A 25,501-nucleotide genomic window follows, 5' to 3' on the forward strand; every position below is an offset into this window, starting at 1 on the left:
ATTCTATCAAGCGACGGCGCGCGACCGGCATGAACGCGCATGCGCTGGTAAGCTGCCGGTACGCCGCGCGGCGCGCGGCGCCCGTTCATTCTTCACGGAAAGTCCATGCCCTTTGCTTCGTTCCCGTTCGGCCGCAAGGCCGCCGCCGTCATCGTTGCCGCGACCGTATCGTCGGCCGCGTTCGCGCACGCGCACCTCGCGAAGAGCGATCCGGCGGCGGGCGCGGCGGTGGCGGCCGCACCGGCCGCCGTCACGATCGACTTCACCGAGCCGCTGGAGCCGGCGTTCAGCTCGATCGTCGTCGTCGACGGCGACGGCAAGACGGTGTCGGACGGCCGCGCGCGCATCGACGCGTCGAACCGCAAGCAGATGACGGTGCCGCTCAAGGCGGTCGGCGCGGGTGCCTATACGGTGAAATGGGTGGCCGTCGCGACCGACGGGCACCGCACGCAGGGCGCGTACGGCTTCAGCGTGAAGTGACGCAACGGCGGCGGCAGGCCCGTGCCAGGGCTGCCGCCGCTCCTATCCGACAGGGAGTTCCGCATGAATCCGACGACGCTCGACGCACTCGCCGATTTCCCCCGTCAGCTCGAAGCTCATTTCGCGGCCGTACCCGACGGCTACGCGCGCTGGACGCCCGACGACTGGGCCGGGATTCCGAGCGAGCACTTTTCGCCGCTCGGGCAGCTCTGCCACGTGCGCGACATCGAGATCGACGGTTATCACGTGCGGCTGCGGCGGATGCTCGACGAAGACCGGCCGCTGCTCGCGTCGATCGATGGCGACGCGCTCGCGATCGAGCGCCGCTACAACGACGCGTATGCGTCCGACGTGCTCGCGGCGATCCGCGAAGCGCGGCGCGAGACGCTGGACCTCGTGTCGCGCCTCACGCCCGAACAGCTCGCGCGTACCGGGGTGTTCGACGGCTACGGTTCGCTGACCGTGCGCGGGCTCGTCCACTACCTGTGCAGCCACGACCAGCAGCATCTGGCCGGCATGCAATGGCTGCTCGGCAAGATCGACGCGACGCTGTACGCGCGCTGAGCCGGCCGGCATTGGCGCAATCCATCGATCGCAGATTCCGGCGCGGTTGTCGGTGCGGCAGGCCGCACAGCCGCGCTTCGATTGGATCGTTTTTCTGGATAATCCATCCAGTCGCGACCGGCTGACCGGTGCGTCGCGCGTGCCTACACTCCAAGCTTCGTTCAACGAGAAAAGGAGTCAACCGTGGCAACTCATACGCTCGCAGGTAAGGTCGTCCTGATCGCAGGCGGTGCAAAGAATCTCGGCGGCCTGATCGCGCGGGATCTCGCGAGCCACGGCGCGAAGGCCGTGGCGATTCACTACAACAGTGCCGCATCGCAGGCGCAGGCCGAGGAGACGGCCGCCGCGGTGCGTGCGGCCGGCGCGGAAGCGGCAACGTTCCAGGGCGACCTGACGACGGCCGCCGCGGTCGAGAAACTGTTCGACGACGCGAAGCAGCGCTTCGGCAAGATCGACATCGCGATCAACACGGTCGGCAAGGTGCTGAAGAAGCCGTTCACCGAGATCAGCGAGGCCGAGTACGACGACATGTTCGCGGTCAACAGCAAGTCGGCGTTCTTCTTCATCAAGGAAGCGGGGCGGCACCTCGAGGATCACGGCAAGCTCGTCACGCTCGTGACGTCGCTGCTCGGCGCGTTCACGCCGTTCTATGCGGCGTACGAAGGGTCGAAGGCGCCGGTCGAGCATTTCACGCGCGCGGCGTCGAAGGAATACGGCGCGCGCGGAATCTCGGTGACGGCCGTCGGGCCGGGCCCGATGGACACGCCGTTCTTCTACCCGGCCGAAGGCGCCGATGCGGTCGCGTATCACAAGACGGCGGCCGCACTGTCGCCGTTCAGCAAGACGGGCCTGACCGACATCGAGGACGTCGTGCCGTTCATCCGCCATCTCGTCACGGACGGCTGGTGGATCACGGGCCAGACGATCCTGATCAACGGCGGCTATACGACCAAGTAACCGACCCGGCAACGGGCCGCGCGGCGCACCGCAATGGCGCGTTTGCGTGGACAATGGACGGGCGCATGGCCTCGCGGCTGCGCGCCCGTTTGCTCTGTGCCGCCGGACCTCGCCGCGACCCGCGACGGCTGGCGGCGGCGTTCGTCCGAATCTACGTTCCCTGCCGATGGACAAGCTGGATCAGGTCAGAATCTTCCTGCAGGTTGCCGAGATGGGCAGCTTCATCAAGGCCGCGCATGCGCTCGACGTGCCGCGCGCGACCGTGTCGGCGGCTGTCCAGCAGCTCGAGATGGGGCTCGGTACACGTCTCTTGCATCGCACGACACGCCAGGTGCAATTGACCGCCGACGGCGCGCTGTTGCTCGAACGCGGCCGGCGCCTGCTCTCGGAGGCCGACGAACTCGACCGCCTGTTCCGCCGCCGCGACCGCGACGTGATCGGCCGGCTGAACGTCGACGTGCCGAGCCGGATCGCGCGCCGCGTGGTCGCGCCCGCGCTGCCGTCGCTGTTTCACCGGTACCCGAAGCTGCAACTGTCGCTTGGTTCGACGGATCGTTCGATCGATCTCGTGCAGGAAGGCGTCGACTGCGCGATCCGTGTGGGGCGGCTTGCGGACAGCAGCCTCGTCGTGCGGCCGCTCGGGCAGTTCACGCTGATCAACTGCGCGAGCCCCGACTACCTGCGCGAATGCGGCGTGCCCGAGCATCCCGATGCGCTCGCGCACGGGCACTGGGCGATCGGCTATGCGTCGCCGACGACCGGGCGCGAGCTCGGGTGGGAATACTGGGTGGACGGCGAGCGGCACACGCTGACACTGCCGAGCCGCGTGATCGTCAACAACGCCGAAACCTATATCGCCAGCTGTATCGCCGGGATGGGGCTGATCCAGATTCCGCGCTTCGACGTGGAGCATCTGCTCGACAGCGGCGCGCTCGTCGACGTGATGCCCGGCCACCGCGCCGAGCCGATGGACGTGTCGGCCGTGTATCCGCACCGGCGGCACCGGTCGCGCCGGCTCAATGCATTCGTCGATTGGTTCGGGGAGCTGATGGCGGACGCGTTGACCGGGGCAGCGGCCGGGAAGGGCGCGGAAGGCGACTGATCGGGTCGGTTGGCGTGCGCCGCATACCGACGCGCTTGTTTCAGTCTGCCAGCGCCGCGAACCGCCGGCTTCGCCCGGTTTCCCGCACGGCGTCGATCAATGCCGCGCCGACGCGGAACACCTCCTCCGCGCCGTCCTGCGCCGGATCGACGAACACACGGTACGGGCGCTTGCCGGCTGATGGTCAACGGTACGGGCTTGCTGCTTGGCGCGTGGCTCTGCGGCGCGGGGATCGCGCAGTTGCTGGAATTCTATGCGCGCGACATCCTCGCCGCACGAGTGGCTGGCGCTGCTGCCGGAATGGGCGGACGAGACGTTTCCGCTCTATGCGTATCCCCCCGTCCAATCTCGTTTCCGCGAAAGTGCGCGTGTTTCTCGACTTCGTGCGGGCGCTGATGGCCTGAGTGGGCAGGCGCGGGGCGGTCCCGCGCGTTCATTCGGTGCGATGCGGAATGCTGTCCGGGAACGGATAGGGCGCGTGCGGGCTCGGCCAGTCGGGCACCGGCGGCGCGGTCAGTACGTCGCACCCGGCCAGCATGAGCGCCAACGCCCCGGCGAGCGCGCGGCGGCAGAGCGAAGATGAAATCGTGCGCATGGACATAGCGTGCCTCCGTGTCGCGCATCCTCATGATGCTTGAGACCGTTGAGCGGGGGCACGCGTTGCGGCGCGCACGGCAAAAACAAAAAACCCGCGAAGCGGCGAGCTTGCGCGGGTTTCGGGAGGCGCAGCGCGTCACGCTGCGAGAGTGCTGGTGCCCAGGGCCGGAATCGAACCGGCACGCCTTGCGGCGGGGGATTTTGAGTCCCCTGCGTCTACCAATTTCACCACCTGGGCTTGATCCTGACCGCGCATGTGATCGTGCGCGGCGAAGCGCGGATTATGTCCGAAATTCCGACGCCGGGCAAGCAACCCGGTTGCCCGGCACATACGTCACTGGCTCAGGTAGACGAACCGGCCCTGTTTGACGATTCCCATCACGCTCGCGCGCTGGTCGAGCCCCACATGATCCTTGTCGCTCGTGTTGACGACGCCGTTCGGCACGACGAGCTCGTGCGCGCGTTCCAGCTCGCGCCGCAGTGCCGCGCGGAACGCGGGCGTGCCGGGCTGCGCGGACTTCAACGCGCGGCCGACCGCGTCGGCGAGGCGCGGGTAGACCCCCGCCGCGTCTCCCGCGAACTGCGTGACCGTGCCGACGCCGTACTTCGCCTCGTATGCGTCGACGAACGCGAGTGCGGCCTTGCGGGCCGGATGATCGGCCGGCAGCGTGCGCGCGACGACCACCGGCTGGGTCGGGAACAGCGTCCCGTCGACGTCCTTGCCGCCAAGCTTGATGAATTCGGGCGTCGCGATCCCGTGGGTCTGGTAGACCGGGCCCTTGTAGCCGCGTTCGATCAGCGTGCGTTGCGGCAGTACGGCCGGCGTGCCGGAGCCCGCGACCAGGATCGCGTCGGGCTTCGCCGCGATCAGCTTCAGCGCCTGGCCCGTGACGCTCGCGTCGGTGCGGTTGAAACGCTCGGTCGCGACGACGCGGATCTTGCGCAGGTCCGCGAAGCGCGTGAACTCGTTCAGCCAACTGTCGCCATAGCTGTCCGCGAAGCCGATGAAGCCGACCGTCTTCACGCCGTGGTTGGCCATGTAGCGCGTCATCACGTCGGCCATCGCCCGGTCGCTCTGCGCCATCTTGAATGCCCAGGTCCGCGCGCCTTCCTGCGGCTCGACGATCGCGCCGGAGCCGACCAGCGTAATCATCGGCGTCTGCCCGGCGGCCACCGCATCGAGCGCCGCGAGCGCGGCCGGCGTGATGTTCGGCCCGACCACGACGTCGACATGATCCTCGTCGACCAGCTTGCGGATGTTGCGCACCGCGGTGCCCGGGTCGGACGCATCGTCGAGCACCGTCACCTGGACGGGCTGCCCGGCGATCGTCTTCGGCCACATCAGGATTGCGTTCTTGCTCGTGATGCCGATTGCGGCGGCCGGGCCGGTCGACGACAGGTCGACGCCGACCTTCAGGTCGGCATGCGCGGTGGCGCAGGCCAATACGAGGGCGCCGGCCGTGGCGCGGCGCAACAGGGCGGTAAGCGTCATGCGGAATTCTCCGTCGGACAGCAAAAAGGGGCGCGATGTGCGCCCCCGTGTTTATACACGCCGCTCAGAGTTCGTACGATTCGGATTCGCCCTTGAGCGCCTGCTCGATCAGCTTGCGGTTCAGCGTCGGCGACAGCAGTTCGACGAGCGTATACACATAGCTGCGCAGGTAGGCGCCCTGCTTGAGCGCGACGCGCGTCACATTACTGCCGAACAGGTGGCCGACCGGGATCAGCCGCAGGTTGCGGTCGCGCTCGGGATTGAACGCGATGTCCGCCATGATGCCGACGCCGAGGCCGAGTTCGACGTAGGTCTTGATCACGTCGGCGTCGATCGCCTCCAGCACGATGTCCGGCGACAGTCCGCGCAGCGCGAACGCATGGTTGATCTTCTTGCGGCCCGCGAACGCATCGTCGTACGTGATCAGCGGGTACTGCGCGAGATCGTCGAGCGTGACCGGCTTGCGTTCGAGCAGCGGATGGTCGGCCGGCACGACGGCCGCGTGGTGCCACTGGAAGCAGGGCAGCGACACGAGTTCCTTGTAGTCGGAGATCGCCTCGGTCGCGATCGCGAGATCGGCCTGGTCGTGGATCACCATCTCGGCCACCTGCGTCGGGCTGCCTTGCAGGATCGACAGGTGCACCTTCGGGAAGCGCTTCTTGAACTCGGCGATCGCGGCCGGCAGCGAATAGCGGGCCTGCGTGTGGGTCGCGGCGATGGTCAGGTTGCCCTGATCCTGCGCTGCATAATCTTTTCCGACCCTTTTTAGGCTTTCAACCTCCTGGAGAATCCGCTCGACCGACGCAAGGATGATCCTGCCCGGCTCGGTGAGCGAGCGCACGCGCTTGCCGTGCCGCGTGAAGATCTCCACGCCGAGCTCGTCCTCGAGCTCGATGATCGCTTTCGATACCCCCGGTTGCGACGTGTAGAGCGCCTTGGCGGCCTCGGTGAGGTTGAAATTCTGCCGGACGGCCTCGCGCACGAAGCGAAATTGGTGCAGGTTCATTTATAACCCTTCCGCATATCAACAGAATTTTTTAGTCGTTTGAAATATAAGGCGAGTTTATTACGATTCACCGGAGTTTTTCAAATATGGATATCTGTTTTCGTCATTAGCAATCCACCCGGCAGCGGATGGCGGCAGTGACGGCGGAACGGAGATTCGGGCGCGACGTGGCTAGGACGTCGCGCGGTCACCACGAAAACCCCTGGGGTCCCCGAATGTATCAGTACGACCAATACGACCAGACGATCGTCGACGAGCGTGTCGCGCAGTACCGCGATCAGGTGCGCCGCCGCCTGTCGGGCGAGCTGAGCGAAGACGAGTTCCGTCCGCTGCGTCTGCAGAACGGCCTGTACATGCAACGCCACGCGTACATGCACCGCATCGCGATTCCGTACGGCAACCTGCGCAGCGACCAGCTCCGGATGCTGGCGCGCATCGCCCGCGAACACGACCGCGGCTACGGCCATTTCTCGACCCGCTCGAACATCCAGTTCAACTGGATTCAGCTCGAAGACACGCCCGAGATCCTCGCGAAGCTCGCGTCGGTGCAGATGCACGGCATCCAGACCTCGGGCAACTGCATCCGCAACATCACGGCGGACCAGTTCGCGGGCGTCGCGCAGGACGAGGAGATCGATCCGCGTCCGTGGTCGGAAATCCTGCGCCAGTGGTCGACGTTCCATCCCGAATTCGCGTGGCTGCCGCGCAAGTTCAAGATCGCGGTGTCGGGCTCGACGCACGATCGCGCGGCCGTGCAGATCCACGACCTCGGCGTGTACCTGAAGAAGAACGCGCAGGGCGAGGTGGTCGCGAGCATCCTCGCGGGCGGCGGCCTCGGCCGTACGCCGATCATCGGCGCGGTGATCAAGGAAGACCTGCCGTGGCAGCACCTGCTCACGTACTGCGAAGCCGTGCTGCGCGTGTACAACCGCTACGGCCGCCGCGACAACCTGTACAAGGCGCGCATCAAGATCCTCGTGAAGGCGCTGTCGCCCGCGAAGTTCGCGCAGCAGGTCGAGGAAGAGTGGCAGCACCTGAAGGACGGCCCGTCGACGCTCACGCAGGCGGAAGTCGATCGCGTGTCGCAGTACTTCCAGCCGCCCGTCTACGAGAAGCTGGCCGACACCGACGCATCGTTCGAACAGCACCTGCTCGAGAACAAGGCGTTCGCGCGCTGGGTCGAGCGTAACGTCGCACCGCACAAGGTGGCCGGCTATGCAGCCGTCACGCTGTCGCTGAAGGATCACCGTGTCGCGCCGGGCGATGCGACCGACCAGCAGATGGATCTGGTGGCCGACTGGGCCGACGCGTACTCGTTCGGCGAGTTGCGCGTGTCGCACGAGCAGAACCTGATTCTCGCGAACGTGAAGAAGCGCGACCTGTTCGCGCTGTGGGAAAAGGCGAAGGCAGCCGGCTTCGCGACGCCGAACATCGGCCTGCTGACCGACATCATCGCGTGCCCGGGCGGCGACTTCTGCTCGCTCGCGAACGCGAAGTCGATCCCGATCGCGCTGGCGATCCAGCAGCGATTCGACGATCTCGACTATGTGTACGACCTCGGCGACCTGTCGCTGAACATTTCCGGTTGCATGAACTCGTGCGGTCACCACCACGTCGGCAACATCGGCATCCTCGGCGTCGACAAGGACGGCGCCGAGTGGTACCAGGTGTCGCTCGGCGGCGAGCAGGGCACGGGCCGGAACGGCGCGCGCCTCGGCCGCGTGATCGGGCCGTCGTTCTCGGCGGAAGAAGTGCCCGACGTGATCGCGAAGCTGATCGACACGTTCGTCGAATCGCGCATCGACGGCGAGCGCTTCGTCGAGACGTACGACCGCATCGGCATCACGCCGTTCAAGGAGCGCGTGTATGCGGCGCGTCAGGCAGTGAACGCGTAACCAACCGGGTAGAAGGAATTAGCAGATGGCTTCGATTATCAAGAACCGTGCAGTGATCGACGATGCATGGCAGGTCGTGCGCGCGGCGGAAGACGGCGCACTGCCCGCGGTCGACGCGTTGCCGGCCGGCAAGGTGCTGGTGCCGCTCGCATTGTGGCAGGCCGAGCGCGCCGAGCTCGTCGCCGCGAAGACGCAGGACGAGCTCGGCGTGTGGCTCGCACCGGACAGCGAGCCGGCCGATCTCGCGGCCGATTTCGGCGCGATTTCGCTGGTTGCCGTCGACTTCCCGCGCTTCGCGGACGGCCGCGGCTACAGCATCGCGCGCCTGCTGCGCGAGCGCCACGGCTGGACGGGCGAGCTGCGCGCGATCGGCGACGTGCTGCGCGACCAGTTGCTGTACATGTCGCGCTGCGGCTTCGACGCATTCGCGGTGCGCGCCGACAAGGACATCCACGACGCGCTGAATGCGTTCACGGAATTCACGCAGCGCTACCAGGGCGCGTTCGACGAGCCGGCGCCGCTGTTTCGCCGCCGCGCTGCCGCGGCCGACGCCGAGGTGAACGCATGAGCGCCGCGACCGCTACCACGCTGACGCCGGAACTCGCCGCGAAGGTCGAGCGCCTCGACGCGCTGCTCGCGCAGATCGGCGCACGTCACGAGAAGGTGAAATTCGCGAGCAGCCTTGCCGCGGAAGACATGCTGCTCACGCATGCGATCCTGTCGAAGGGCGTGCGAATCGGCATCTTCTCGCTGAACACGGGCCGCCTGCACGCGGAAACGCTCGGCATGATCGACCGCGTGCGCGAGCGCTACGGCTACGAGATCGAGCAGTTCCATCCGCAGCAGGATGCGGTTGACCAGTATGTTGCGGAGCATGGCCTGAACGCGTTCTACGAGAGCGTCGAACTGCGCAAGTCGTGCTGCCACATCCGCAAGGTCGAGCTGCTGAATCGCGCGCTCGCGGACGTCGGCGCATGGGTCACGGGCCAGCGCCGCGAGCAGTCGGTCACGCGTGCCGAGCTGCACGAGGAAGAACAGGACGAAGCGCGCGGGATCGCGAAGTACAATCCGCTCGCTGACTGGACCGAGAGCGATGTGTGGGCGTACCTTAAAGCGTTTGACGTGCCGGTGAACCCGCTGCATGCGCGCGGCTACCCGAGCATCGGCTGCGAGCCGTGTACGCGGGCGATCCGTCCCGGCGAGGACAGCCGCGCGGGCCGCTGGTGGTGGGAGTCCCGCGATACAAAGGAATGCGGGCTGCACATCACGACGATCACGCCGATTCCCGCGGAAGCCGGCGCCACGCACTGAAAGCCTGACAAGAAACTGAATATTGCGCCGCCTGCGACAGCGGGCGGCACGAACCCAGAAGAGAAGGACTGAAATCATGAGCACGACGCTCGAGCAATCCGCCTTTGCCCCGCCCGCCGGTGCCGACAGCCGCATGGGCCACCTCGACTGGCTCGAAGCCGAGTCGATCCACATCCTGCGCGAACTGGTCGCCGAATGCAGCAAGCCGGCGCTGTTGTTCTCGGGCGGCAAGGATTCGGTCGTCGTGCTGCATCTGGCACTGAAAGCATTCGGCCTCGGCGCGAACCGCAAGACGACGCTGCCGTTCCCGCTCGTGCACATCGACACGGGCCACAACTACGAAGAAGTGATCGACTTCCGCGATCGCCGCGCGAAAGAACTCGGCGCCGAGCTGGTTGTCGGCCACGTCGAGGATTCGATCAAGCGCGGCACGGTCGTGCTGCGCCGCGAAACCGATTCGCGCAATGCCGCGCAGGCCGTCACGCTGCTCGAGACGATCGAGCAGCACGGCTACACCGCGCTGATCGGCGGCGCGCGCCGCGACGAAGAGAAGGCGCGTGCGAAGGAGCGCATCTTCTCGTTCCGCGACGAATTCGGCCAGTGGGACCCGAAGGCACAGCGCCCGGAACTGTGGAGCCTGTACAACGCCCGCCTGCACAAGGGCGAGCACCTGCGCGTGTTCCCGATCTCGAACTGGACCGAGCTCGACGTGTGGCAGTACATCGCGCGCGAGAACCTCGAGCTGCCGTCGATCTATTACGCGCACGAGCGCGAGATCGTGCGCCGCAACGGGCTGCTCGTGCCCGTCACGCCGCTCACGCCGATGCGTGACGGCGAGACGAGCGAGGTTGCCCAGGTGCGCTTCCGCACCGTCGGCGACATTTCCTGCACGTGCCCGGTCGAGAGCGACGCGGACGACGTCGAGAAGATCATCGCCGAGACGGCGGTGACCGAGATCACCGAGCGCGGCGCAACGCGGATGGACGACCAGACCTCCGAAGCCGCGATGGAACAGCGCAAGAAGCAAGGTTATTTCTGAAGCACACGAGGACATTCACATCATGAGCATCATCGAAAATCACGAAGACCTCGGCGTGCTGCGCTTCATTACCGCGGGCAGCGTCGACGACGGCAAGAGCACGCTGATCGGCCGCCTGCTGTACGACAGCAAGGCCGTGCTGTCCGACCAGCTGTCCGCGCTGTCGCGTGCGAAGAACAAGCGCACGGTCGGCGACGAGCTCGACCTCGCGCTGCTGACCGACGGTCTCGAAGCCGAGCGCGAGCAGGGCATCACGATCGACGTCGCGTACCGCTACTTCGCGACCGCGAAGCGCAAGTTCATCATCGCCGATACGCCCGGCCACGAGCAGTACACGCGCAACATGGTGACGGGTGCATCGACCGCGCACGCGGCGATCATCCTGGTCGACGCGACGCGCGTGACGGTCGAGAACGGCGTGGCCGACCTGCTGCCGCAGACCAAGCGCCACAGCGCGATCGTCAAGCTGCTCGCGCTGCAGCACGTGATCGTCGCGATCAACAAGATGGATCTCGTCGACTACAGCGAAGCGCGCTTCAACGAGATCCGCGATGCGTACGTCACGCTCGCGAAGCAGCTCGGCCTCGCCGACGTGCGCTTCGTGCCGGTGTCGGCGCTGAAGGGCGACAACATCGTCGGCGCGAGCGAGCGCATGCCGTGGTACGCGGGCGAGCCGCTGCTCGACGTGCTCGAATCGCTGCCGGTCGAGACGCAGGCGCACGACGCGCTGCGCTTCCCGGTGCAATGGGTCGCGCGCCAGGACGGCAGCTCGGCCGACGATTTCCGCGGCTACATGGGCCGTATCGAGTCGGGTGAAGTGAAGGTCGGCGACGAGATCGTCGTGCTGCCGTCGAACCGCACGGCGACGATCGCCGAGATCGTCGCGCCGGTGCCGGGCGGCACTGCGTCCGTCCCGCAAGCGTTCGCAGGCCAGACGGTGACGATCCGTCTCGAACAGGATGTCGACGTGTCGCGCGGCGACATGTTCGTCACGACCGCCGAGCCGGTCGAGCCGGCCAAGAAGCTCGAAGCCGATTTGTGCTGGTTCGACGAGACGCCGTTGTCGCCGCAGCGCAAGTACCTGCTGAAGCAGACCACCAGCACGGTGTTCGCGAAGATCGGCGGGGTCAAGCAGGTGCTCGACGTGCATACGCTGTCGCACGCGACCGACCGTCACGAGCTGAAGATGAACGACATCGGCCGCGTCGCGCTGACGCTGCAGAAGCCGATCGTTTGCGACACGTACGACGCGCATCCGGGTACCGGCGCGTTCGTGCTGATCGACGAGGCGACGCATCACACGGTTGCCGCAGGGATGATCCGGGCGTTCTCGGCGTAACCGGGCAACCGCGCCGCTTTGCGGCGGCGCGGGCCGGAGCCGACGCCTGCTGGAAGGTGAAGCGACAAACATGGGCAAGGTGTATCTGATCGGAGCAGGGCCGGGCGCGGCCGACCTCATCACGGTGCGCGGCGCGCGGCTGCTCGAGCAGGCGGACGTCGTGCTGCACGACGCGCTCGTCGAGCCCGCGATGCTCGACTACGCGCCGAATGCGCGCAAGATCGCGGTCGGCAAGCGCTGCGGGCAGCGCTCGACCGCGCAGCACTTCATCAACAAGCAGATCGTCGATGCGGCACGCGAGCATGCGTGCGTCGTGCGGTTGAAGGGCGGCGACCCGATGCTGTTCGGTCGCGCCGAAGAGGAGATGCGCGCGCTGGAAGCGGCCGGTATCGACTACGAGGTCGTGCCGGGCATCACCGCGGCGCTGGCCGGGGCGGCGACGTTGAAGCGTTCGCTGACGTTGCGCGGCGTGTCGCGCAGCGTCGCGTTCGCGACGCACAGCCGCGCGCCGGGCAGCGACGAGATTCGCGAAGCCGCGCGCGCCGATTCGATCGTCTACTACATGGGCCGCGACAGCGCGCCCGGCATCGCGCAGGAGCTGATCGACGCAGGCCGTGCGCCGGCGACGCCCGTGGCGATCGTCGAGGCGTGCAGCACCGCGCGCGAGCGCACGCTGACGCTGACGCTCGCGCAGATGGCGGCGGGCGACGCGCAGGCGTGGCTCGATCCCTCGGAACCGAGCCTGCTGATGATCGGCGATGCGTTCGCCGAGCGCGCCGAGCAGGCAAAAGCCGGCGATCCACTGCGGAATGCCGCCTGAGCGGAATCCGGCTGGAGTCCCAAACGAAAAAAGCGCTGGCGGAAGCCAGCGCTTTTTCTTTGTGGGCCGTGAATGCGTGGCTTACGCGCCGTCGCCGATCTGGTCGATGCAGTAGCGCGCGATCGCGTCGAGCACGCCGTCGTCCTCGCCGACGGCCGTGGCGCAACGGATCTCGACACCGGGATGCGCGACGCGGCATGCGTCGACGAGCTGCGGCAGGTCGCGGCGGACATGGCCGCCCTGGCCGAAGAACACGGGCACCACGGTGATGTGCGAGCAGCCGGCCGCGACCTGCGCGGCAACCGCGTCACCGAGCGACGGCGTCATCAGTTCGAGGAACGCGAGCGACACGTGTGCAGCAGGGGAGGGGGCGCCGCGCAGCCGCGCGGCGAGCCGCTCGAACGGCTCGGCCCACCGCGGGTCGCGGGCGCCGTGGCCGAACAGGACGATGCCGTGCGAACTCATGTCGAAGCCTCCGTCGTGACGCGGCGCTCAGTGCCGATCGACCCACTTGAGTGCGAACAGGCCGAGCGCGAGATAGATCAGGCCCGGCGTCGCCGCGGTGAGCGGCGCGGGCCACGTGTTCAGCGTGCCGATGTGCGAGAACAGCGTATTGAGGAGCTGGAAGCTCATGCCGAGCATGATGCCGCCGAACACCTTCACGCCGACCACGCCCGCACGCGTGTGCAGGTACGCGAACGGCAGCGACAGCACGAGCATCACGAACACCGCGAACGGATACAGCAACTTGCGCCACAGCGCGATGTCGTAGCGCTGCGTGTCCTGCTGGTTCTCGCGCAAGTGCTGGATGTAGCGGAACAGGTTGATGATCGACATGCGCTCCGGCGACACGAGCAGCACCGACAGGATCTGCGGAGTGAGGTCCGAGCGCAACCGGTATTCGGGCAGCGATACTTGCTGCGACCGGTAAACGGGGTTCAGCGCGTCGGCCGGCTGGCCGCTGATCGGCTTGATCGGCGTCAGCTCGGTCTCGCTGACGCCTTTCAACAGCCAGTGGCCGGGCGGCTCGTAGCGGCCCGTCTGCGCGATCCGCACGTTGCGCAGCTGGAATTTCGAATCGAATTCGTAGATGCGCACGTTGGTGATCGTCGAATCGGGCGACAGGCTGCCGACGTTGACGAAGCGCGTGACCTGCTCGCCGTTTTCACGGGCCGCGAGCGTGTCCTTCACCCACACGCCCGACTGGAAATTCGACGACACCGATGCGCCGAGCGCCTGCAGCCGCACGCGCTCGGACAGCTGGTCGGCGTACGGGCCGACGAACTCGCCGATCAGGTAGGTGACGATCACGAGCGGCACGCCGATCTTCAGGAGCGAGCGCAGCGCCTGGTTGGTCGCGAGGCCCGACACGCGGAAGATCGTGAATTCCGAGTTCGCGGCCATCTGCGCGAACACGTAGATCGCACTGATCAGCGCGGCGACCGGGATGATTTCGTAGAAGCGCGACGGTGTCTGCAGCGCGACACGCAACACCGCGTAGCCGAACTTGTAGTTGCCGTGCCCGACCGAGTTCAGTTCGCTGATCAGGTCGAAGAAGAAGAACAGGCCCGAGAACGCGAACAGGATGAAGACGAACGTGACGTAGATCTGCCGCGCGAAGTACTTTTCATAGAGCCGCATCGATCATGCTCCCGAGCGGCCGAACAGCGCGCGTGTGAACAGCGGACGATTGCGCACGCGCAACCAGAAGATGAACGCGACGATTGCCGCGACGACCAGATGCAGGCCAACGAGCCCGACGCCGAACGACAGCTTGCCCTGCTCGATCTGCGCCTGCACGACGTTCAGCAGGTTCGAGTACGTCAGGTAGATCAGCACGGCCATCACGAGGTTGATCGTGCGGCTGCGGCGCGGGTTCTGGTACGACAGCGGGATGCCGAGCACCATCAGGTTGATCGCGATCAGCGGCAGCCCCGCGCGCCACGCGAATTCCGCGAGATTGTCGCGCGTCGGGTTGCGCAGCAGGTCCGGCGTCGGTGTGCTGTTGGTGGTCGGCACGTTGGTGACCGGCGTGCTCGTGATCTTCACGCCATAGCGCTCGAACTCCATGATCTTGAAGTTCGGCTGGCCGGGCGTGCCGTCGTAGCGGCGGCCGTCCTCCAGGACGACGAAGCGGCTGCCGTCGCGTGTTTCCGTGTGCCCCGTCTGCGACACGACCACGTTGACCTTGCCGTTCTCGGTCGAGGTCACGAATACGTTCTGCACCTTGCTCTGGTCGGGCGTCATCTTCTCGATGAAGAACACGCGGTGGTTCGCGGCCGACTCGCGGAACTGGCCCGGCGCGAGCAGCGAGATCTCGTCGCGCTGCTGGAAGCGTGCCTTGATCATCTTGCTTTGCTGGTTCGACCACGGCCAGCCGACGAACGCGAAGAAGGCGATCAGCAGGATGATCGGCGTGGCGAATACGCCGATCGGCTTGATGAGGCGCGTGAGGCTCACGCCCGACGCGAGCCACACGACCATTTCGGAGTCCCGGTACCACCGGGTCAGCACGAACAGGATCGACACGAACAGCGTGACGACGAGCATCACGGCGAGGTAGCCGATCACGGTGAGGCCGATCAGCACGAGGACGTCCCGCGGATCGATTTCACCGGACGCGGCGTAGCCGACGATGCGGATCATCATCGTCGTGAGCATGATCGTGAGCAGCACCATGAACACGGCGCCAGCCGTATACGCAAGCTCGCGCTGGAGGGAGCGTTCGAAGATCATTCTTGATGAGAAGAGGGCGGGAGGCTGCGCACGCGTGGTGGAGCGCTCGCGCCGCCACGGGAAAAATAGCGGATAATTGCGGCTTTCATCCTTAGCCCAGATTTTATCCGAGGACAAGCGCGATGGACTTTAGCATAAAAGGCTGTGATTGGAGCAAAGGCGAGGCGAAGGGGTTCCTGACCGGGAAGTCCGACTGCATCGTGCTCGGCATCTTCGAGGCGCAGACCCTTTCGGGCGCGGCGCTCGACATCGACACGGCCACCAAGGGGCTGATCTCGCGCGTGGTGAAGGCCGGCGACATGGACGGCAAGCGCGGCAAGACGTTGTTCCTGCACGAAGTGTCGGGTATCGGCGCGTCGCGTGTGCTGCTCGTCGGCCTCGGCAAGCAGGATGCTTTCAACCAGAAAGCCTATAACGATGCCGCGACGGCCGCATGGCGCGCGCTGCTGGCGACCAAGGTCGTCCAGGTCACGTTCACGCTCGCGCAACTGCCGGTCGACGAGCGCAGCTCCGACTGGGGCGTGCGCGCGGCGATTCTCGCGCTGCGCAACGAGACCTACCGCTTCACGCAGATGAAGAGCAAGCCGGAACCGGCGTCGCACACGCTCAAGCGCGTCGTGTTCAGCGTCGATCCGTCCGACGAAAAGGCCGCGAAGGTCGCGGTCAAGCAGGCCGTCGCGCTCGCGAACGGGATGGATCTCACCCGCGACCTCGGCAACCTGCCGGGCAACGTCTGCACGCCGACCTACCTCGGCAATACCGCGAAGAAGATCGCGAAGGATTGGGGCCTGAAGGCAGAGGTGCTCGGGCTCAAGCAGATCCAGGCGCTGAAGATGGGCTCGTTCCTGTCGGTCGCGCGCGCATCGGTCGAGCCGCCGCAGTTCATCGTGCTGCACTACCAGGGCGCCGCCGCGAAGGCCGCGCCGGTCGTGCTGGTCGGCAAGGGCATCACGTTCGACACGGGCGGCATCTCGCTGAAGCCGGGCGAGGGCATGGACGAGATGAAGTACGACATGTGCGGCGCCGGCTCGGTGCTCGGCACGATGCGTGCGGTCGCCGAGATGGGCCTGAAGATCAACGTCGTCGCGATCGTGCCGACCTGCGAGAACATGCCGGGCGGCAACGCGACGAAGCCGGGCGACATCGTCACGAGCATGAAGGGCCTGACGATCGAGGTGCTGAACACCGACGCCGAAGGCCGTCTGATCCTGTGCGACGCGCTCACGTATGCCGAGCGCTTCAAGCCGGCCGCCGTGATCGACGTTGCCACGCTGACGGGCGCATGCGTGATCGCGCTGGGCGGCCACAACAGCGGCCTGTTCTCGACGGACGACGCGCTCGCGGGCGAACTGCTCGACGCGTCGCGCGAAGCGAACGACCCGGCGTGGCGCATGCCGCTCGACGACGAGTACCAGGATCAGCTGAAGTCGAATTTCGCGGATCTCGCGAACATCGGCGGGCGCCCGGCCGGCGCCGTGACGGCCGCGTGCTTCCTGTCGCGCTTCACCGAGAGCTATCCGTGGGCCCACCTCGACATCGCGGGCACCGCGTGGAAGGGGGGGGCGGCGAAGGGCGCGACGGGCCGTCCAGTGCCGCTGCTCGCGCAGTTCCTGATCGACCGCGCCGGCCAGTGATGGCGGTGTTGACGACGCTGCGGGTACGCGGGCAATGACGCGGATCGATTTCCACTCGAACGTCGGCGATTCGCTCGCGTACGCGTGCCGGCTGCTGCGCAAGGCCTACCTGGCCGGGCAGCCGGTCGTCGTGCTCGCCGAGCCCGCGCGCCTGCGCGCGCTCGACGAGCGGCTCTGGACGTTCTCGCCGCTCGATTTCATCCCGCATTGCGGTGTCGACAGCGAGCACGCAGCCGGCACGCCGATCGTGCTGGCCGCGGATCTCGACCGCGCGCCGCATCATCACGTGCTGCTGAACCTCGGTGCGACCGTGCCCGCGCAGTTCGCCCGCTTCGAGCGCCTGCTCGAGGTGGTCGGCAATGCGCCGGACGAGCTGGCCGCGGGCCGCGACCGCTACCGGTTCTATCGCGACCGCGGATACGCGCTGAACAACTACAAGCAGGGCAGCTAGCCGCAACCGTCAACGGAGTGTTCCCGTGACAGAAGTCGATTCATCCTCGATCCCGACGCTGACCGACGTGCTGGTGCCGGGCAAGCCGGTGCCGGCGCGCGTGCCCGCGCCCGACGCACCGCGGCCGCCCGCCAGCGCGGCGATTCCGGTGCTCACCGACGCGGTCGCGCCGCACGCAGCGGCACTGGCCGATGCCTCGCAAAGTGAACGTGATCCCGATTCCGTCGTGGTCGAACGCGTGCCGACGCCGCACGTGCCGGCGGTCGAACTGCCGGGCGACGTGACGAGAACCGCCGCGGCGATGGGTGAAACCGATGCGCCGGCCGAACCCGGCGCCGCGGAGCATGTGGTCGCCGAAGATTCGGCGGCAATGAGTGCGCCGCTGCAATCGTCGCTGGCCGGAAATGACGTGCCGCAACCCGTGTTCGCCGCGGTGCCGCATGAGGCGGTGGCGCACGAGGCGGTGGGGCACGCGCGTGCAGCACACATGCCCGAAGCCGTCGTACCGGCCGCTGCGGCGCAGCCGGATACGCAGGCCGCAGCCGGGCTGACGCCGGAAGATGCCCAGCACATCGCCGAGCGCCTGCGCAATCGCCTGACGAACTATCTGACGGGGGAAGGGCGCGATGCCATCGAAGCCCGCTGTCGCGACGCGTTGCATGAGCATTCGGCCTGGCTGGTCGGCCAGATCACGCGCGAAGTGGCACTTGCGCTGGAAACCGAGGTGATGGACTGGGTCCGCGACGCGGTCGACGAAGAGATCGCACGCCGCCGCACCGGTCATTCCGGCTAAGCGCACGGACGTCCCTGTGGAAAACAGGGTGCGATTTCAGTCAAAGCCGATGAAGCGACTGGCGACACTTCACGGGTAGCCGGGGCGTGCCCGGCAGGTGGCGGAATCCGGCAGGTCGGCTATTCCGCCCGGGCCGTCCGGTTCAGCGCACCGACAGCACCCATTGCGCGAGCGTGTGGGCTTCCGTGTTCGTCAATTGCGTATTGGCGGGCATCGGCACGCTGCCCCATACGCCGACGCTGCCTTTCACGATCGACTGGGCAAGGTAATCGACGGCGTCGCCGCGCGCCGTGTACTTGCCGGCGATGTCGCGGAACGACGGCCCCATCAGCGGCTTGCCGATCGCGTGGCAGGCCATGCAGTTCTTGCGCTGGGCAAGCGCGAGCCCGTCGACCTGGTCGGCGCGCGCCGCCGCCGCGCTGCCGATCGTCAGCGTGGCGAGCAGGACGCGCAATATCGAGTGTTTCATGCGGTTCTCCGCCGGCGGGAGCGGCCGGCTACATGGTCCGCGCATTATAAAAGCAAAGGGAAGGCGCGTTTTGCGCGTTCCCGGGCGGCCATGTTTATTGGGGTCACATTTTTTGATGCACCCGTATCAACCCGTGACGGCGCCCTGGTTCGCGGGCCGGGCGAGGGCCGCGAATTTCGCGAGCACGCCACGCGTATAGCGCGGCGCCGGCTGTTTCCACGCGGCGCGACGGCGCGCGAGCTCGGCATCGTCGACGTTCAACTGCAGCAGCAGCCGGTGCGCATCGATCGTGATCGAGTCGCCTTCCTGCACGAGCGCGATCGTGCCGCCGACGAACGCCTCGGGCGCGACGTGGCCGACCACCATGCCCCAGGTTCCGCCCGAGAAGCGGCCGTCCGTGATGAAGCCGACCGATTCGCCGAGCCCCTTGCCGATGATCGCCGACGTCGGCGCGAGCATTTCCGGCATGCCGGGGCCGCCCTTCGGGCCGAGGTAGCGCAGCACGAGGATGTCTCCGGCACGGATCCGGTCGCCGAGAATCGCATCCATCGCGCTCTGCTCGTCGTCGAACACCCGTGCCGGGCCCGTGATCACCGGGTTCTTCAGGCCGGTGATCTTCGCGACCGCGCCGTCTTCCGCGAGATTGCCTTTCAGGATGGCAAGGTGGCCTTCCTTGTACAGCGCGCGGTCGATCGGGAAGATCACGTCCTGGTCCGCGCGCGGCACGCTCGGCACGTCCTTCAGTTCGTCGGCGATCGTGCGGCCGGTGATCGTCATGCAGTCGCCGTGCAGCAGCCCCGCGTCGAGCAGGATCTTCAGCACCTGCGGAATCCCGCCGGCCCGGTGCAGGTCGGTCGCGACGTACTTCCCCGACGGCTTCAGGTCGCAGATCACGGGCACGCGCTTGCGGATGCGCTCGAAGTCCTCGATCGTCCAGTCGACCTCGGCCGCGTGCGCGATCGCGAGGTAGTGCAGCACCGCGTTGGTCGAGCCGCCCGTCGCCATGATCACCGACACCGCGTTCTCGATCGACGCCTTCGTGATGATGTCGCGCGGCTTCAGGTCGCGCTTCACGGCCTCGACGAGCACGCGTGCCGATTCGGCGGCCGAATCGACCTTCTCCTGGTCGGGGTTCGCCATCGTCGACGAGTACAGCAGCGACATCCCGAGCGCCTCGAACGACGAACTCATCGTGTTCGCGGTGTACATCCCGCCGCACGACCCCGACGTCGGGCATGCGTTCTGCTCGACGCCTTCGAAATCCTCCTGCGACATCCGGCCCGCGGTGAACTCGCCGACGGCCTCGAACGACGACACGATCGTCAGGTCCCGGCCTTTCCAGTTGCCGGGGCGGATCGTGCCGCCGTACACGTAGATGCCCGGCACGTTCAGGCGCGCGAGCGCGATCATGCCGCCCGGCATGTTCTTGTCGCAGCCGCCGACGACGACCACGCCGTCCATCCATTGGCCCTGCACGCAGGTCTCGATGCAGTCGGCGATTACCTCGCGCGACACGAGCGAGTACTTCATGCCTTCGGTACCCATCGACATGCCGTCCGAAATCGTCGGCGTGCCGAAGATCTGCGGGTTCGCGTCGGCGGCCTTCACGGCCGCGACGGCCGCGTCCGACAGGCGCTGCAGGCCGGAATTGCACGGCGTGATCGTCGAATGGCCGTTCGCGATGCCGATCATCGGCTTGTCGAAATCGTCCTTCTGGTAGCCGAGTGCGTAATACATCGAGCGGTTCGGCGATCGGGCCACGCCTTGCGTGATGTGCTTCGAGCGACGGTTGTAAGCCATGGGGGACTCCATCGTTGTCTGGGCGATGCCGGTGAGCGGCGCGCCGGTTCGGATCAATCAAGAATGGAGTTTCCGGATTGGGATGTCCAATATATTATTTGTCGCTTACTAAGTTGTTTTCCGAATGAATAACGCATGGCTGATCCGACGCCCGACCTGCGCCAGTGGCGCTATTTCGTGACCGTCGCCGACGAGCGTCATTTCGGCCGCGCGGCCGAACGCCTGTCGATGACGCAGCCGCCGCTGTCACAGGCGATCCGTGCGCTCGAGGATGCGCTCGGCGTCGCGCTGTTCGCGCGCACCAAGCGCTCGGTGGCGCTGACCGCGGTCGGGGCGGCGCTGCTGCCCGACGTGCGCCGGCTGCTTGCATCGGCCGATGCGTTGCCGCCGCTTGCGCGACGGCTCGCGCGCGGCGAGGCCGGCTCGCTGTCGCTCGCGTTCGTGTCGACCGCCGATTACGGGCTGCTGCCTGCGCTGCTGCGCGCATTCGGCGCGCGCTATCCGCAGGTGCGGCTGCAACTCGCGGAGGCGACGAGCGACGTGCAGATCGACGAACTCGTCGCGGGCCACATCGACGCGGGGCTCGTCATTCCGCCCGTGCCGCCACGCCACGCGGCCGGGCTGTCGTACCTGCCCGTCGTGCGCGAGCCGTTGGTGGTGGCGATGCCGGCCGCGGCGAGCGATGCGCCGGAAGACGAGCCCGTCCGTCTCGCCGAGATCGCCGCGTTGCCGCTCGTGATCTTTCCGCGTCGTTTGGCGCCCGGCTTTTATGACATCATTACGGGCTGCTACGGCGCGGCGGGGGAAACTCCGCACATCGGCCAGGAGGCGATCCAGATGCAGACGATCGTCAGCCTCGTGTCGGCCGGCATGGGCGTCGCACTGGTGCCGCAATCGCTGCGTAACCTGCGGCGCACCGGCGTGGTCTACCGGCCGCTCGCCGGTCACGCGCCGGTCGTCGAGACGGGCCTCGTGTGGCGCACCGGCGACGTGAGCCCCGTGCTGGCCGGCTTCATCGACGTCGTGCGCGCGCACGCCCTCGTCACGTGACGTGAACGATGGCGCGCCGGTGCCGTCCAAAGCGCGGCGCCGCGCGTTTGCGACGGCCGTACCGCATTCGAAAACTTCTTCGCTAACCCATGATCATTCACCCGAATTTCGACCCCGTTGCGATCCATCTCGGGCCGCTGGCCGTGCGCTGGTACGGGCTCATGTATCTCGTCGGCTTCATCGCGGCGATCGTCGTCGGCCGGATCCGGCTGAAGTTGCCGCACGTCGCGGCACAAGGCTGGACCGCGAAGGACATCGACGACATGATGTTCTACGGCGTGCTCGGCACCGTGCTCGGCGGCCGGCTCGGCTATGTGCTGTTCTACAAGGCCGATTTCTATTTCTCGCATCCGCTCGACGTGTTCAAGGTGTGGGAAGGCGGCATGTCGTTTCACGGCGGCTTCCTCGGCGTGACGCTCGCGATGATGCTGTTCGCGTGGCAGCGCAAGCGCCACTGGTTGCAGGTCACCGATTTCGTCGCGCCGATGGTGCCGACCGGGCTCGCGGCCGGGCGGCTCGGCAACTTCATCAACGGCGAACTGTGGGGCCGCGTGACCGATCCTTCCGCACCGTGGGCGATGCTGTTCCCGGGTGCGATGCGCGACGATGCGGCATGGTTGCCGAAGCATCCGGAACTCGTCGAGAAATGGCATCTCGCCGACGTGTTCATGCAGTACCAGATGCTGCCGCGACATCCTTCGCAGCTCTATGAAATTGCGCTCGAAGGCATCGCGCTGTTCTTCGCGCTGTTCTTCTTCTCGCGCAAGTCGCGGCCGATGGGCGCCGTGTCCGCGCTGTTCCTGATCGGCTACGGGCTCGCACGCTTCACGGTCGAGTTCGCTCGCGAGCCCGACGACTTCCTCGGCCTGCTTGCGCTCGGCCTGTCGATGGGGCAGTGGCTGTCGCTGCCGATGATCCTCGGGGGCGTCGCACTGATGGTCTGGGCGTATCGCCGTCGCGCGGCGCATGCCGCTGCATGATGCGATGCCGATGCACGTGCGATCGGCGCGTGCATCGACAACACGCGCGCAAATGAAAAACGCCGGCCCGAGGGCCGGCGTTTTTCATTTCGGACTGCCGTGTGCTGCGCGTTACTTCATCTGCACGGAGCCGTTGACGGTGACCGATACGGTGGCCTTGCCGCCTTCGACCGCGATCGGTGCGCTCATCTTTGCGCTGTCCATCGGCGCGGCGGCCATCGCCATCATGCGCGGGTACGGCTGCACGTTGCGGCCACCGCCGACGTTCACGTCGCGGATCGTGTAGCTGCTGTAACCGAATGCCTTCGCGGCTTCGTCCGCGCGGGCGCGGAACGACTTGATCGCCTCGGTCGTCAGCTTCTGTTCGGCCGCGCGCTGCGCTTCGGGGGACAGCGAGAACTCGACGTTCGCGACCTGCATCAGGTTCGACAGCTGGCCCGCGAGCTTCGACGCTGCAGCGAAATCGCGCGATTCGAGTGCGACTTCGGTGCGGCCGCGCCACGCGGAAATCTTGCCGTCGCGATCGGTGCTCGGGTACACGGAGAATGCGCCCGTGTGTGCGGTGACGCCCGATACGCCCTTCGCCTGCGACAGCGCTGCGTCGGCGCGCTGGTTCAACTGCGCGGTGAGGCTGCCCGGATCCTTGGCTTGCTGCTCGTAGAACAGCGTGATGTGGATGATGTCCTGCGGCACGTCGGCGCTGGCCTGCGACGACAGCGACAGCACGCCTGCCGGCTCCGGAAAGTGCGGGTTCGCGGTTTGCGCGTGCGCGGTGGTCGACGCGAGCGTCAGCGCGACGGGAACGGCGGCGGCAAGGGCGAGCGACAGCGCGAGTGCGGATTTCTTGGTCATTGTTGGACTCCTTGTGCGAGGGCGTGCACGCGGATCGCGCGTGCACGACGCGGGCGTACCGCGCGACGAAAAAACGACGGCCGGCCTGATCGGCGCGACAGCGGTTGCTTAGGCCGCGCGACAGTGCCGCGAGTTCCGTGGCGGCGGCGCGTACTGACCAGATTTGACCTTTGGCGTGTGCCTACTTCATCAGCTTTTCGGTGATGAAGCGCCATTCGGCGCGCGTGACAGGCGTGATCGACAGCCGGTTGCCGCGTGCGAGCACGCGCATGTCGGCGAGTTCGTCGTGTTCGCGCAGCGCGGCAAGCGGCACGAGCGGCGTTTTTTTCACGTAGCGCACGTCGACGAGCAGCCAGCGCGGTGCTTCCTGAGTCGACTTCGGGTCGTAATAGGGGCTTTTCGGATCGAACTGCGTGGGGTCGGGGTAGGGCGTCGACGACACTTCGGCGAGACCCGCGATGCCCGGCTCGGGGCAGCTCGAATGATAGAACAGCACGCCGTCGCCGATCTTCATCGTGTCGCGCATGAAATTGCGCGCCTGATAGTTACGCACGCCCGTCCACGGCAGCAAGCGCTGCGGTGCGTTGGCGAGATCGTCGATGCTTGCTTCGTCCGGTTCGGACTTCATCAGCCAGTATTGCATGGATCGTGATCGACGCAGAAAGAGGCTGCTACAAAAGAAAACGGCACCGGGCTTCGCCCGATGCCGTTGGATAGGCCCCCGCCTTGGCCGCTAGGCCGGCATCCTGAACCTGAGGTTCAGAATTGGTCGCAGTTAGCAGCACTTCGGGTACATCAGACAGAGTGACGCGCGCGCCCGTGCTACAAATTTCCGCAACCGTGCACATGGCATTGGTTCAAGGAATATATGACCTTGGCGAACCAGGCAGGGAAGCTGACTGAACTGTGATTCGATGCGCCAATTTGACCACCGTTGATCGCCGAGATCAAGGGGAATCGACGCATCGATTGAAACGTTACTGCGTCTCGTGCTGTGCGAGCACCGCGCCGAGCTGTTCATTCATCTGGTGCATTGTACGACGGATTTCCTCCGCCGGAAATGCTTCACCGTGCCGCACGCTCGTTTGCAGCCGCAGCAATTCGGACGCGAGCGACAGCGCCGCCATCACGGCGATGCGATCGGTGCCGCGTACCGAGCTGTTCGAGCGGATTTTCGACATTTCGGCATCGACGCGCGCGACCGCTTCGAGCAGTGCCGCTTCGGTCTCGGCCGAGCAGGCGAGCCGATAGGCCTGACCGAGAATCGAGACTTCGATCTGCTTGGTGCTCATGCATGTTCTCCGTGGCTGGCCGCGTCATCGCCATCCGTACGCGCCTGCCCATCCAGCAGGTCGAGCTGGTTGTCGGCTTGCTCCGCACTTTTCGAGCGCGGCAGCTTTTCGAGAATCGCGTTCAGTTTCACCTGGGCGTCGTCGATCTTTGCCGACAGCGTGTCACGTTCGGCCGCAAGTGCATTGCGTTCGTCGCGCAGTTGCGCGAGTTCCGCGCGGACAGTGTCCGCATCCGCGCGCAATTGCGCGACCTGCTCCTCGAGCGCGAGCCGTTCCGAGTGATAGCGCTTGTTCAGCGAAATCAGACGGCCAATATTTTGAGATAGGGTTTCGAGTTCGTTGAGCATTTGCTGCGTCCTCTAAAGACCCAGCATTTTAGCGCGGAATAACGCGCAATCCGACATCTGTAACGTTTCCAGTCGTAACACCCCTGCTTCTTGCCGCGAATCGGCGCGTCCCGTGCACGTCCGGACGCTTCCTTGACGCTCGCGCGACCCGCTCCTAAACTGGCGCCGCCTCGGTGCTCGCGCGTGGAACGCGCGGTTAAACGGGAAGCAGGGCGCGGGCGCCGGAAGCCTGCCAACCTGCGCTGCCCCCGCAACGGTAAGCGGCCGCGTCCCGTGACGCAGGCCGGCTCGGGCGCGTTTCGCGTGCAAGTCTTGCATGCGGACGCGGGCCACTGCGCGTCATTGCGCGGGAAGGCGAGCCGGACCGCCGCCAGCCCGGATACCGGCCGAGACGGGGAGCCCGCACGGGCTTCGTGACGCGCGGCCTGCGGGGAGGCGGGGCGCGCAACGCTTCACGGAATCTTCTTCGATGCTGACCCCAATCGTCCGCGCGGC

The 25,501-nt window shown here is 66.5% G+C and carries 27 protein-coding genes, 1 tRNA gene, 1 other RNA gene, 1 pseudogene and 1 riboswitch; of the genes and pseudogenes, 16 read left to right on the plus strand and 14 right to left on the minus strand.

The window, feature by feature from the left end:
• Nucleotides 1-105 precede the first annotated feature (105 nt).
• The 5 genes and pseudogenes from copC to HWX39_RS36455 all read left to right on the plus strand — a co-directional run.
• On the plus strand, nucleotides 106-480 hold the full coding sequence (gene copC, locus HWX39_RS29515; RefSeq protein ID WP_175971230.1) for a copper homeostasis periplasmic binding protein CopC: 375 nt from the start codon (nucleotides 106-108) through the stop codon (nucleotides 478-480).
• 63 nt (nucleotides 481-543) lie between these two features.
• Complete coding sequence (locus HWX39_RS29520; RefSeq protein WP_175971231.1) at nucleotides 544-1,044, plus strand: DinB family protein; 501 nt, start codon at nucleotides 544-546, stop codon at nucleotides 1,042-1,044.
• Nucleotides 1,045-1,227: 183 nt separating this feature from the next.
• A complete protein-coding gene (locus HWX39_RS29525) occupies nucleotides 1,228-2,001 on the plus strand; it encodes an SDR family oxidoreductase (protein ID WP_175971232.1) in 774 nt (257 codons plus the stop codon).
• A gap of 166 nt (nucleotides 2,002-2,167) precedes the next feature.
• A complete protein-coding gene (locus tag HWX39_RS29530; RefSeq protein WP_175971233.1) occupies nucleotides 2,168-3,103 on the plus strand; it encodes a LysR family transcriptional regulator in 936 nt (311 codons plus the stop codon).
• A 168-nt stretch (nucleotides 3,104-3,271) separates the two neighbouring features.
• Nucleotides 3,272-3,507 (plus strand): annotated as a pseudogene (locus HWX39_RS36455) (LysR substrate-binding domain-containing protein); the annotation flags it as partial.
• A 29-nt stretch (nucleotides 3,508-3,536) separates the two neighbouring features.
• Here HWX39_RS36455 and HWX39_RS29535 read toward each other — a convergent pair.
• From HWX39_RS29535 to HWX39_RS29550, 4 genes are all read right to left on the minus strand, one after another.
• On the minus strand, nucleotides 3,537-3,704 hold the full coding sequence (locus HWX39_RS29535) for a hypothetical protein (RefSeq protein ID WP_175971234.1): 168 nt from the start codon (nucleotides 3,702-3,704) through the stop codon (nucleotides 3,537-3,539).
• 149 nt (nucleotides 3,705-3,853) lie between these two features.
• Nucleotides 3,854-3,938, minus strand: a tRNA-Leu gene (locus HWX39_RS29540).
• 96 nt (nucleotides 3,939-4,034) lie between these two features.
• Entirely contained in the window at nucleotides 4,035-5,192 is a 1,158-nt protein-coding gene (locus HWX39_RS29545; protein ID WP_175971235.1) for an ABC transporter substrate-binding protein, read from the minus strand.
• A 64-nt stretch (nucleotides 5,193-5,256) separates the two neighbouring features.
• Nucleotides 5,257-6,198 (minus strand): CysB family HTH-type transcriptional regulator, encoded by a 942-nt coding sequence (locus HWX39_RS29550; RefSeq protein WP_014896306.1) that lies wholly within the window; start codon nucleotides 6,196-6,198, stop codon nucleotides 5,257-5,259.
• Nucleotides 6,199-6,413: 215 nt separating this feature from the next.
• On the opposite strand from HWX39_RS29550, the gene HWX39_RS29555 reads away from it, so the two are divergent.
• From HWX39_RS29555 to cobA, 6 genes are all read left to right on the plus strand, one after another.
• Nucleotides 6,414-8,093, plus strand: a complete 1,680-nt coding sequence (locus HWX39_RS29555; protein ID WP_175971236.1) for a nitrite/sulfite reductase — start codon at nucleotides 6,414-6,416, stop codon at nucleotides 8,091-8,093.
• Between the two features lie 25 nt (nucleotides 8,094-8,118).
• Nucleotides 8,119-8,661, plus strand: a complete 543-nt coding sequence (locus HWX39_RS29560; protein ID WP_175971237.1) for a DUF934 domain-containing protein — start codon at nucleotides 8,119-8,121, stop codon at nucleotides 8,659-8,661.
• Nucleotides 8,658-9,404 carry a phosphoadenylyl-sulfate reductase gene (locus HWX39_RS29565; RefSeq protein ID WP_175971238.1) on the plus strand — a complete coding sequence of 249 codons (747 nt, stop codon included), beginning with the start codon at nucleotides 8,658-8,660 and terminating at the stop codon, nucleotides 9,402-9,404. The genes HWX39_RS29560 and HWX39_RS29565 overlap by 4 nt, the downstream gene beginning before the upstream one ends.
• A gap of 76 nt (nucleotides 9,405-9,480) precedes the next feature.
• A complete protein-coding gene (gene cysD / locus HWX39_RS29570) occupies nucleotides 9,481-10,443 on the plus strand; it encodes a sulfate adenylyltransferase subunit CysD (RefSeq protein ID WP_175971239.1) in 963 nt (320 codons plus the stop codon).
• Between the two features lie 22 nt (nucleotides 10,444-10,465).
• On the plus strand, nucleotides 10,466-11,782 hold the full coding sequence (locus HWX39_RS29575; protein WP_175971240.1) for a sulfate adenylyltransferase subunit 1: 1,317 nt from the start codon (nucleotides 10,466-10,468) through the stop codon (nucleotides 11,780-11,782).
• A gap of 70 nt (nucleotides 11,783-11,852) precedes the next feature.
• Nucleotides 11,853-12,602, plus strand: a complete 750-nt coding sequence (cobA, locus tag HWX39_RS29580; RefSeq protein ID WP_175971241.1) for a uroporphyrinogen-III C-methyltransferase — start codon at nucleotides 11,853-11,855, stop codon at nucleotides 12,600-12,602.
• A gap of 81 nt (nucleotides 12,603-12,683) precedes the next feature.
• Here the strand turns inward: cobA and HWX39_RS29585 are convergent, their stop codons facing one another.
• The 3 genes from HWX39_RS29585 to lptF are packed head-to-tail and all read right to left on the minus strand — an operon-like array spanning nucleotide 12,684 to nucleotide 15,338.
• The gene (locus HWX39_RS29585) at nucleotides 12,684-13,067 is read right to left on the minus strand and encodes a CbiX/SirB N-terminal domain-containing protein (RefSeq protein ID WP_175971242.1); all 384 of its coding nucleotides are present in this window, start codon (nucleotides 13,065-13,067) and stop codon (nucleotides 12,684-12,686) included.
• 27 nt (nucleotides 13,068-13,094) lie between these two features.
• Nucleotides 13,095-14,243 carry an LPS export ABC transporter permease LptG gene (gene lptG, locus HWX39_RS29590; protein WP_175971243.1) on the minus strand — a complete coding sequence of 383 codons (1,149 nt, stop codon included), beginning with the start codon at nucleotides 14,241-14,243 and terminating at the stop codon, nucleotides 13,095-13,097.
• Nucleotides 14,244-14,246: 3 nt separating this feature from the next.
• Complete coding sequence (gene lptF, locus HWX39_RS29595; protein ID WP_175971244.1) at nucleotides 14,247-15,338, minus strand: LPS export ABC transporter permease LptF; 1,092 nt, start codon at nucleotides 15,336-15,338, stop codon at nucleotides 14,247-14,249.
• 122 nt (nucleotides 15,339-15,460) lie between these two features.
• Here lptF and HWX39_RS29600 point away from each other — a divergent pair, with 122 nt between their 5' ends.
• Genes HWX39_RS29600 through HWX39_RS29610 form a run of 3 tightly spaced genes read left to right on the plus strand, consistent with a single transcriptional unit; the run spans nucleotide 15,461 to nucleotide 18,216 of the window.
• Nucleotides 15,461-16,972, plus strand: coding sequence for a leucyl aminopeptidase (locus HWX39_RS29600; RefSeq protein WP_175971245.1), 1,512 nt, complete (start codon nucleotides 15,461-15,463; stop codon nucleotides 16,970-16,972).
• A gap of 34 nt (nucleotides 16,973-17,006) precedes the next feature.
• On the plus strand, nucleotides 17,007-17,423 hold the full coding sequence (locus tag HWX39_RS29605; RefSeq protein ID WP_175971246.1) for a DNA polymerase III subunit chi: 417 nt from the start codon (nucleotides 17,007-17,009) through the stop codon (nucleotides 17,421-17,423).
• Between the two features lie 25 nt (nucleotides 17,424-17,448).
• A complete protein-coding gene (locus HWX39_RS29610; RefSeq protein ID WP_175971247.1) occupies nucleotides 17,449-18,216 on the plus strand; it encodes a DUF2486 family protein in 768 nt (255 codons plus the stop codon).
• Nucleotides 18,217-18,358: 142 nt separating this feature from the next.
• Here the strand turns inward: HWX39_RS29610 and HWX39_RS29615 are convergent, their stop codons facing one another.
• Together HWX39_RS29615 and ilvD are read right to left on the minus strand one after the other, a co-directional pair.
• A complete protein-coding gene (locus tag HWX39_RS29615; protein WP_175971248.1) occupies nucleotides 18,359-18,685 on the minus strand; it encodes a c-type cytochrome in 327 nt (108 codons plus the stop codon).
• A 126-nt stretch (nucleotides 18,686-18,811) separates the two neighbouring features.
• Nucleotides 18,812-20,485 (minus strand): dihydroxy-acid dehydratase, encoded by a 1,674-nt coding sequence (gene ilvD, locus HWX39_RS29620; protein ID WP_175971249.1) that lies wholly within the window; start codon nucleotides 20,483-20,485, stop codon nucleotides 18,812-18,814.
• Nucleotides 20,486-20,620: 135 nt separating this feature from the next.
• Here ilvD and HWX39_RS29625 point away from each other — a divergent pair, with 135 nt between their 5' ends.
• Nucleotides 20,621-21,535, plus strand: coding sequence for a LysR substrate-binding domain-containing protein (locus HWX39_RS29625; protein WP_175971250.1), 915 nt, complete (start codon nucleotides 20,621-20,623; stop codon nucleotides 21,533-21,535).
• Nucleotides 21,536-21,624: 89 nt separating this feature from the next.
• Nucleotides 21,625-22,515 (plus strand): prolipoprotein diacylglyceryl transferase, encoded by an 891-nt coding sequence (gene lgt / locus HWX39_RS29630; RefSeq protein ID WP_175971251.1) that lies wholly within the window; start codon nucleotides 21,625-21,627, stop codon nucleotides 22,513-22,515.
• 111 nt (nucleotides 22,516-22,626) lie between these two features.
• On the opposite strand, the gene HWX39_RS29635 is transcribed toward lgt, so the two are convergent.
• The 5 genes from HWX39_RS29635 to HWX39_RS29655 form a co-directional block, all read right to left on the minus strand.
• Nucleotides 22,627-23,367 (minus strand): SIMPL domain-containing protein, encoded by a 741-nt coding sequence (locus HWX39_RS29635; protein WP_174941592.1) that lies wholly within the window; start codon nucleotides 23,365-23,367, stop codon nucleotides 22,627-22,629.
• Between the two features lie 181 nt (nucleotides 23,368-23,548).
• A complete protein-coding gene (locus tag HWX39_RS29640) occupies nucleotides 23,549-24,010 on the minus strand; it encodes an EVE domain-containing protein (RefSeq protein ID WP_175971252.1) in 462 nt (153 codons plus the stop codon).
• A 71-nt stretch (nucleotides 24,011-24,081) separates the two neighbouring features.
• A non-coding RNA gene (gene ssrS, locus HWX39_RS29645) (6S RNA) lies at nucleotides 24,082-24,263 on the minus strand.
• Nucleotides 24,264-24,344: 81 nt separating this feature from the next.
• Nucleotides 24,345-24,659, minus strand: coding sequence for a cell division protein ZapA (locus tag HWX39_RS29650; RefSeq protein WP_011352906.1), 315 nt, complete (start codon nucleotides 24,657-24,659; stop codon nucleotides 24,345-24,347).
• The gene (locus HWX39_RS29655) at nucleotides 24,656-25,006 is read right to left on the minus strand and encodes an ATPase (RefSeq protein ID WP_166961172.1); all 351 of its coding nucleotides are present in this window, start codon (nucleotides 25,004-25,006) and stop codon (nucleotides 24,656-24,658) included. The genes HWX39_RS29650 and HWX39_RS29655 overlap by 4 nt, the downstream gene beginning before the upstream one ends.
• Before the next feature lie 154 nt (nucleotides 25,007-25,160).
• A riboswitch (cobalamin riboswitch) is annotated at nucleotides 25,161-25,412 on the plus strand.
• Nucleotides 25,413-25,501: the final 89 nt, after the last annotated feature.

The organism is Burkholderia sp. BCC0322, assembly GCF_902833045.1.
GTDB lineage: Bacteria > Pseudomonadota > Gammaproteobacteria > Burkholderiales > Burkholderiaceae > Burkholderia.

What these genes read in the sequence shown, in the direction of transcription:
- copC (WP_175971230.1), top strand. Translation starts at nt 106, where the DNA reads ATGCCCTTTGCTTCGTTCCCGTTCGGCCGCAAGGCCGCCGCCGTCATC.
- HWX39_RS29520 (WP_175971231.1), top strand. Translation starts at nt 544, where the DNA reads ATGAATCCGACGACGCTCGACGCACTCGCCGATTTCCCCCGTCAGCTC.
- HWX39_RS29530 (WP_175971233.1), top strand. Translation starts at nt 2,168, where the DNA reads ATGGACAAGCTGGATCAGGTCAGAATCTTCCTGCAGGTTGCCGAGATG.
- HWX39_RS29535 (WP_175971234.1), bottom strand. Translation starts at nt 3,704, where the DNA reads ATGTCCATGCGCACGATTTCATCTTCGCTCTGCCGCCGCGCGCTCGCC.
- HWX39_RS29545 (WP_175971235.1), bottom strand. Translation starts at nt 5,192, where the DNA reads ATGACGCTTACCGCCCTGTTGCGCCGCGCCACGGCCGGCGCCCTCGTA.
- HWX39_RS29550 (WP_014896306.1), bottom strand. Translation starts at nt 6,198, where the DNA reads ATGAACCTGCACCAATTTCGCTTCGTGCGCGAGGCCGTCCGGCAGAAT.
- HWX39_RS29555 (WP_175971236.1), top strand. Translation starts at nt 6,414, where the DNA reads ATGTATCAGTACGACCAATACGACCAGACGATCGTCGACGAGCGTGTC.
- HWX39_RS29560 (WP_175971237.1), top strand. Translation starts at nt 8,119, where the DNA reads ATGGCTTCGATTATCAAGAACCGTGCAGTGATCGACGATGCATGGCAG.
- HWX39_RS29565 (WP_175971238.1), top strand. Translation starts at nt 8,658, where the DNA reads ATGAGCGCCGCGACCGCTACCACGCTGACGCCGGAACTCGCCGCGAAG.
- cysD (WP_175971239.1), top strand. Translation starts at nt 9,481, where the DNA reads ATGAGCACGACGCTCGAGCAATCCGCCTTTGCCCCGCCCGCCGGTGCC.
- HWX39_RS29575 (WP_175971240.1), top strand. Translation starts at nt 10,466, where the DNA reads ATGAGCATCATCGAAAATCACGAAGACCTCGGCGTGCTGCGCTTCATT.
- cobA (WP_175971241.1), top strand. Translation starts at nt 11,853, where the DNA reads ATGGGCAAGGTGTATCTGATCGGAGCAGGGCCGGGCGCGGCCGACCTC.
- HWX39_RS29585 (WP_175971242.1), bottom strand. Translation starts at nt 13,067, where the DNA reads ATGAGTTCGCACGGCATCGTCCTGTTCGGCCACGGCGCCCGCGACCCG.
- lptG (WP_175971243.1), bottom strand. Translation starts at nt 14,243, where the DNA reads ATGCGGCTCTATGAAAAGTACTTCGCGCGGCAGATCTACGTCACGTTC.
- lptF (WP_175971244.1), bottom strand. Translation starts at nt 15,338, where the DNA reads ATGATCTTCGAACGCTCCCTCCAGCGCGAGCTTGCGTATACGGCTGGC.
- HWX39_RS29600 (WP_175971245.1), top strand. Translation starts at nt 15,461, where the DNA reads ATGGACTTTAGCATAAAAGGCTGTGATTGGAGCAAAGGCGAGGCGAAG.
- HWX39_RS29605 (WP_175971246.1), top strand. Translation starts at nt 17,007, where the DNA reads ATGACGCGGATCGATTTCCACTCGAACGTCGGCGATTCGCTCGCGTAC.
- HWX39_RS29615 (WP_175971248.1), bottom strand. Translation starts at nt 18,685, where the DNA reads ATGAAACACTCGATATTGCGCGTCCTGCTCGCCACGCTGACGATCGGC.
- ilvD (WP_175971249.1), bottom strand. Translation starts at nt 20,485, where the DNA reads ATGGCTTACAACCGTCGCTCGAAGCACATCACGCAAGGCGTGGCCCGA.
- HWX39_RS29625 (WP_175971250.1), top strand. Translation starts at nt 20,621, where the DNA reads ATGGCTGATCCGACGCCCGACCTGCGCCAGTGGCGCTATTTCGTGACC.
- lgt (WP_175971251.1), top strand. Translation starts at nt 21,625, where the DNA reads ATGATCATTCACCCGAATTTCGACCCCGTTGCGATCCATCTCGGGCCG.
- HWX39_RS29635 (WP_174941592.1), bottom strand. Translation starts at nt 23,367, where the DNA reads ATGACCAAGAAATCCGCACTCGCGCTGTCGCTCGCCCTTGCCGCCGCC.
- HWX39_RS29640 (WP_175971252.1), bottom strand. Translation starts at nt 24,010, where the DNA reads ATGCAATACTGGCTGATGAAGTCCGAACCGGACGAAGCAAGCATCGAC.
- HWX39_RS29650 (WP_011352906.1), bottom strand. Translation starts at nt 24,659, where the DNA reads ATGAGCACCAAGCAGATCGAAGTCTCGATTCTCGGTCAGGCCTATCGG.
- HWX39_RS29655 (WP_166961172.1), bottom strand. Translation starts at nt 25,006, where the DNA reads ATGCTCAACGAACTCGAAACCCTATCTCAAAATATTGGCCGTCTGATT.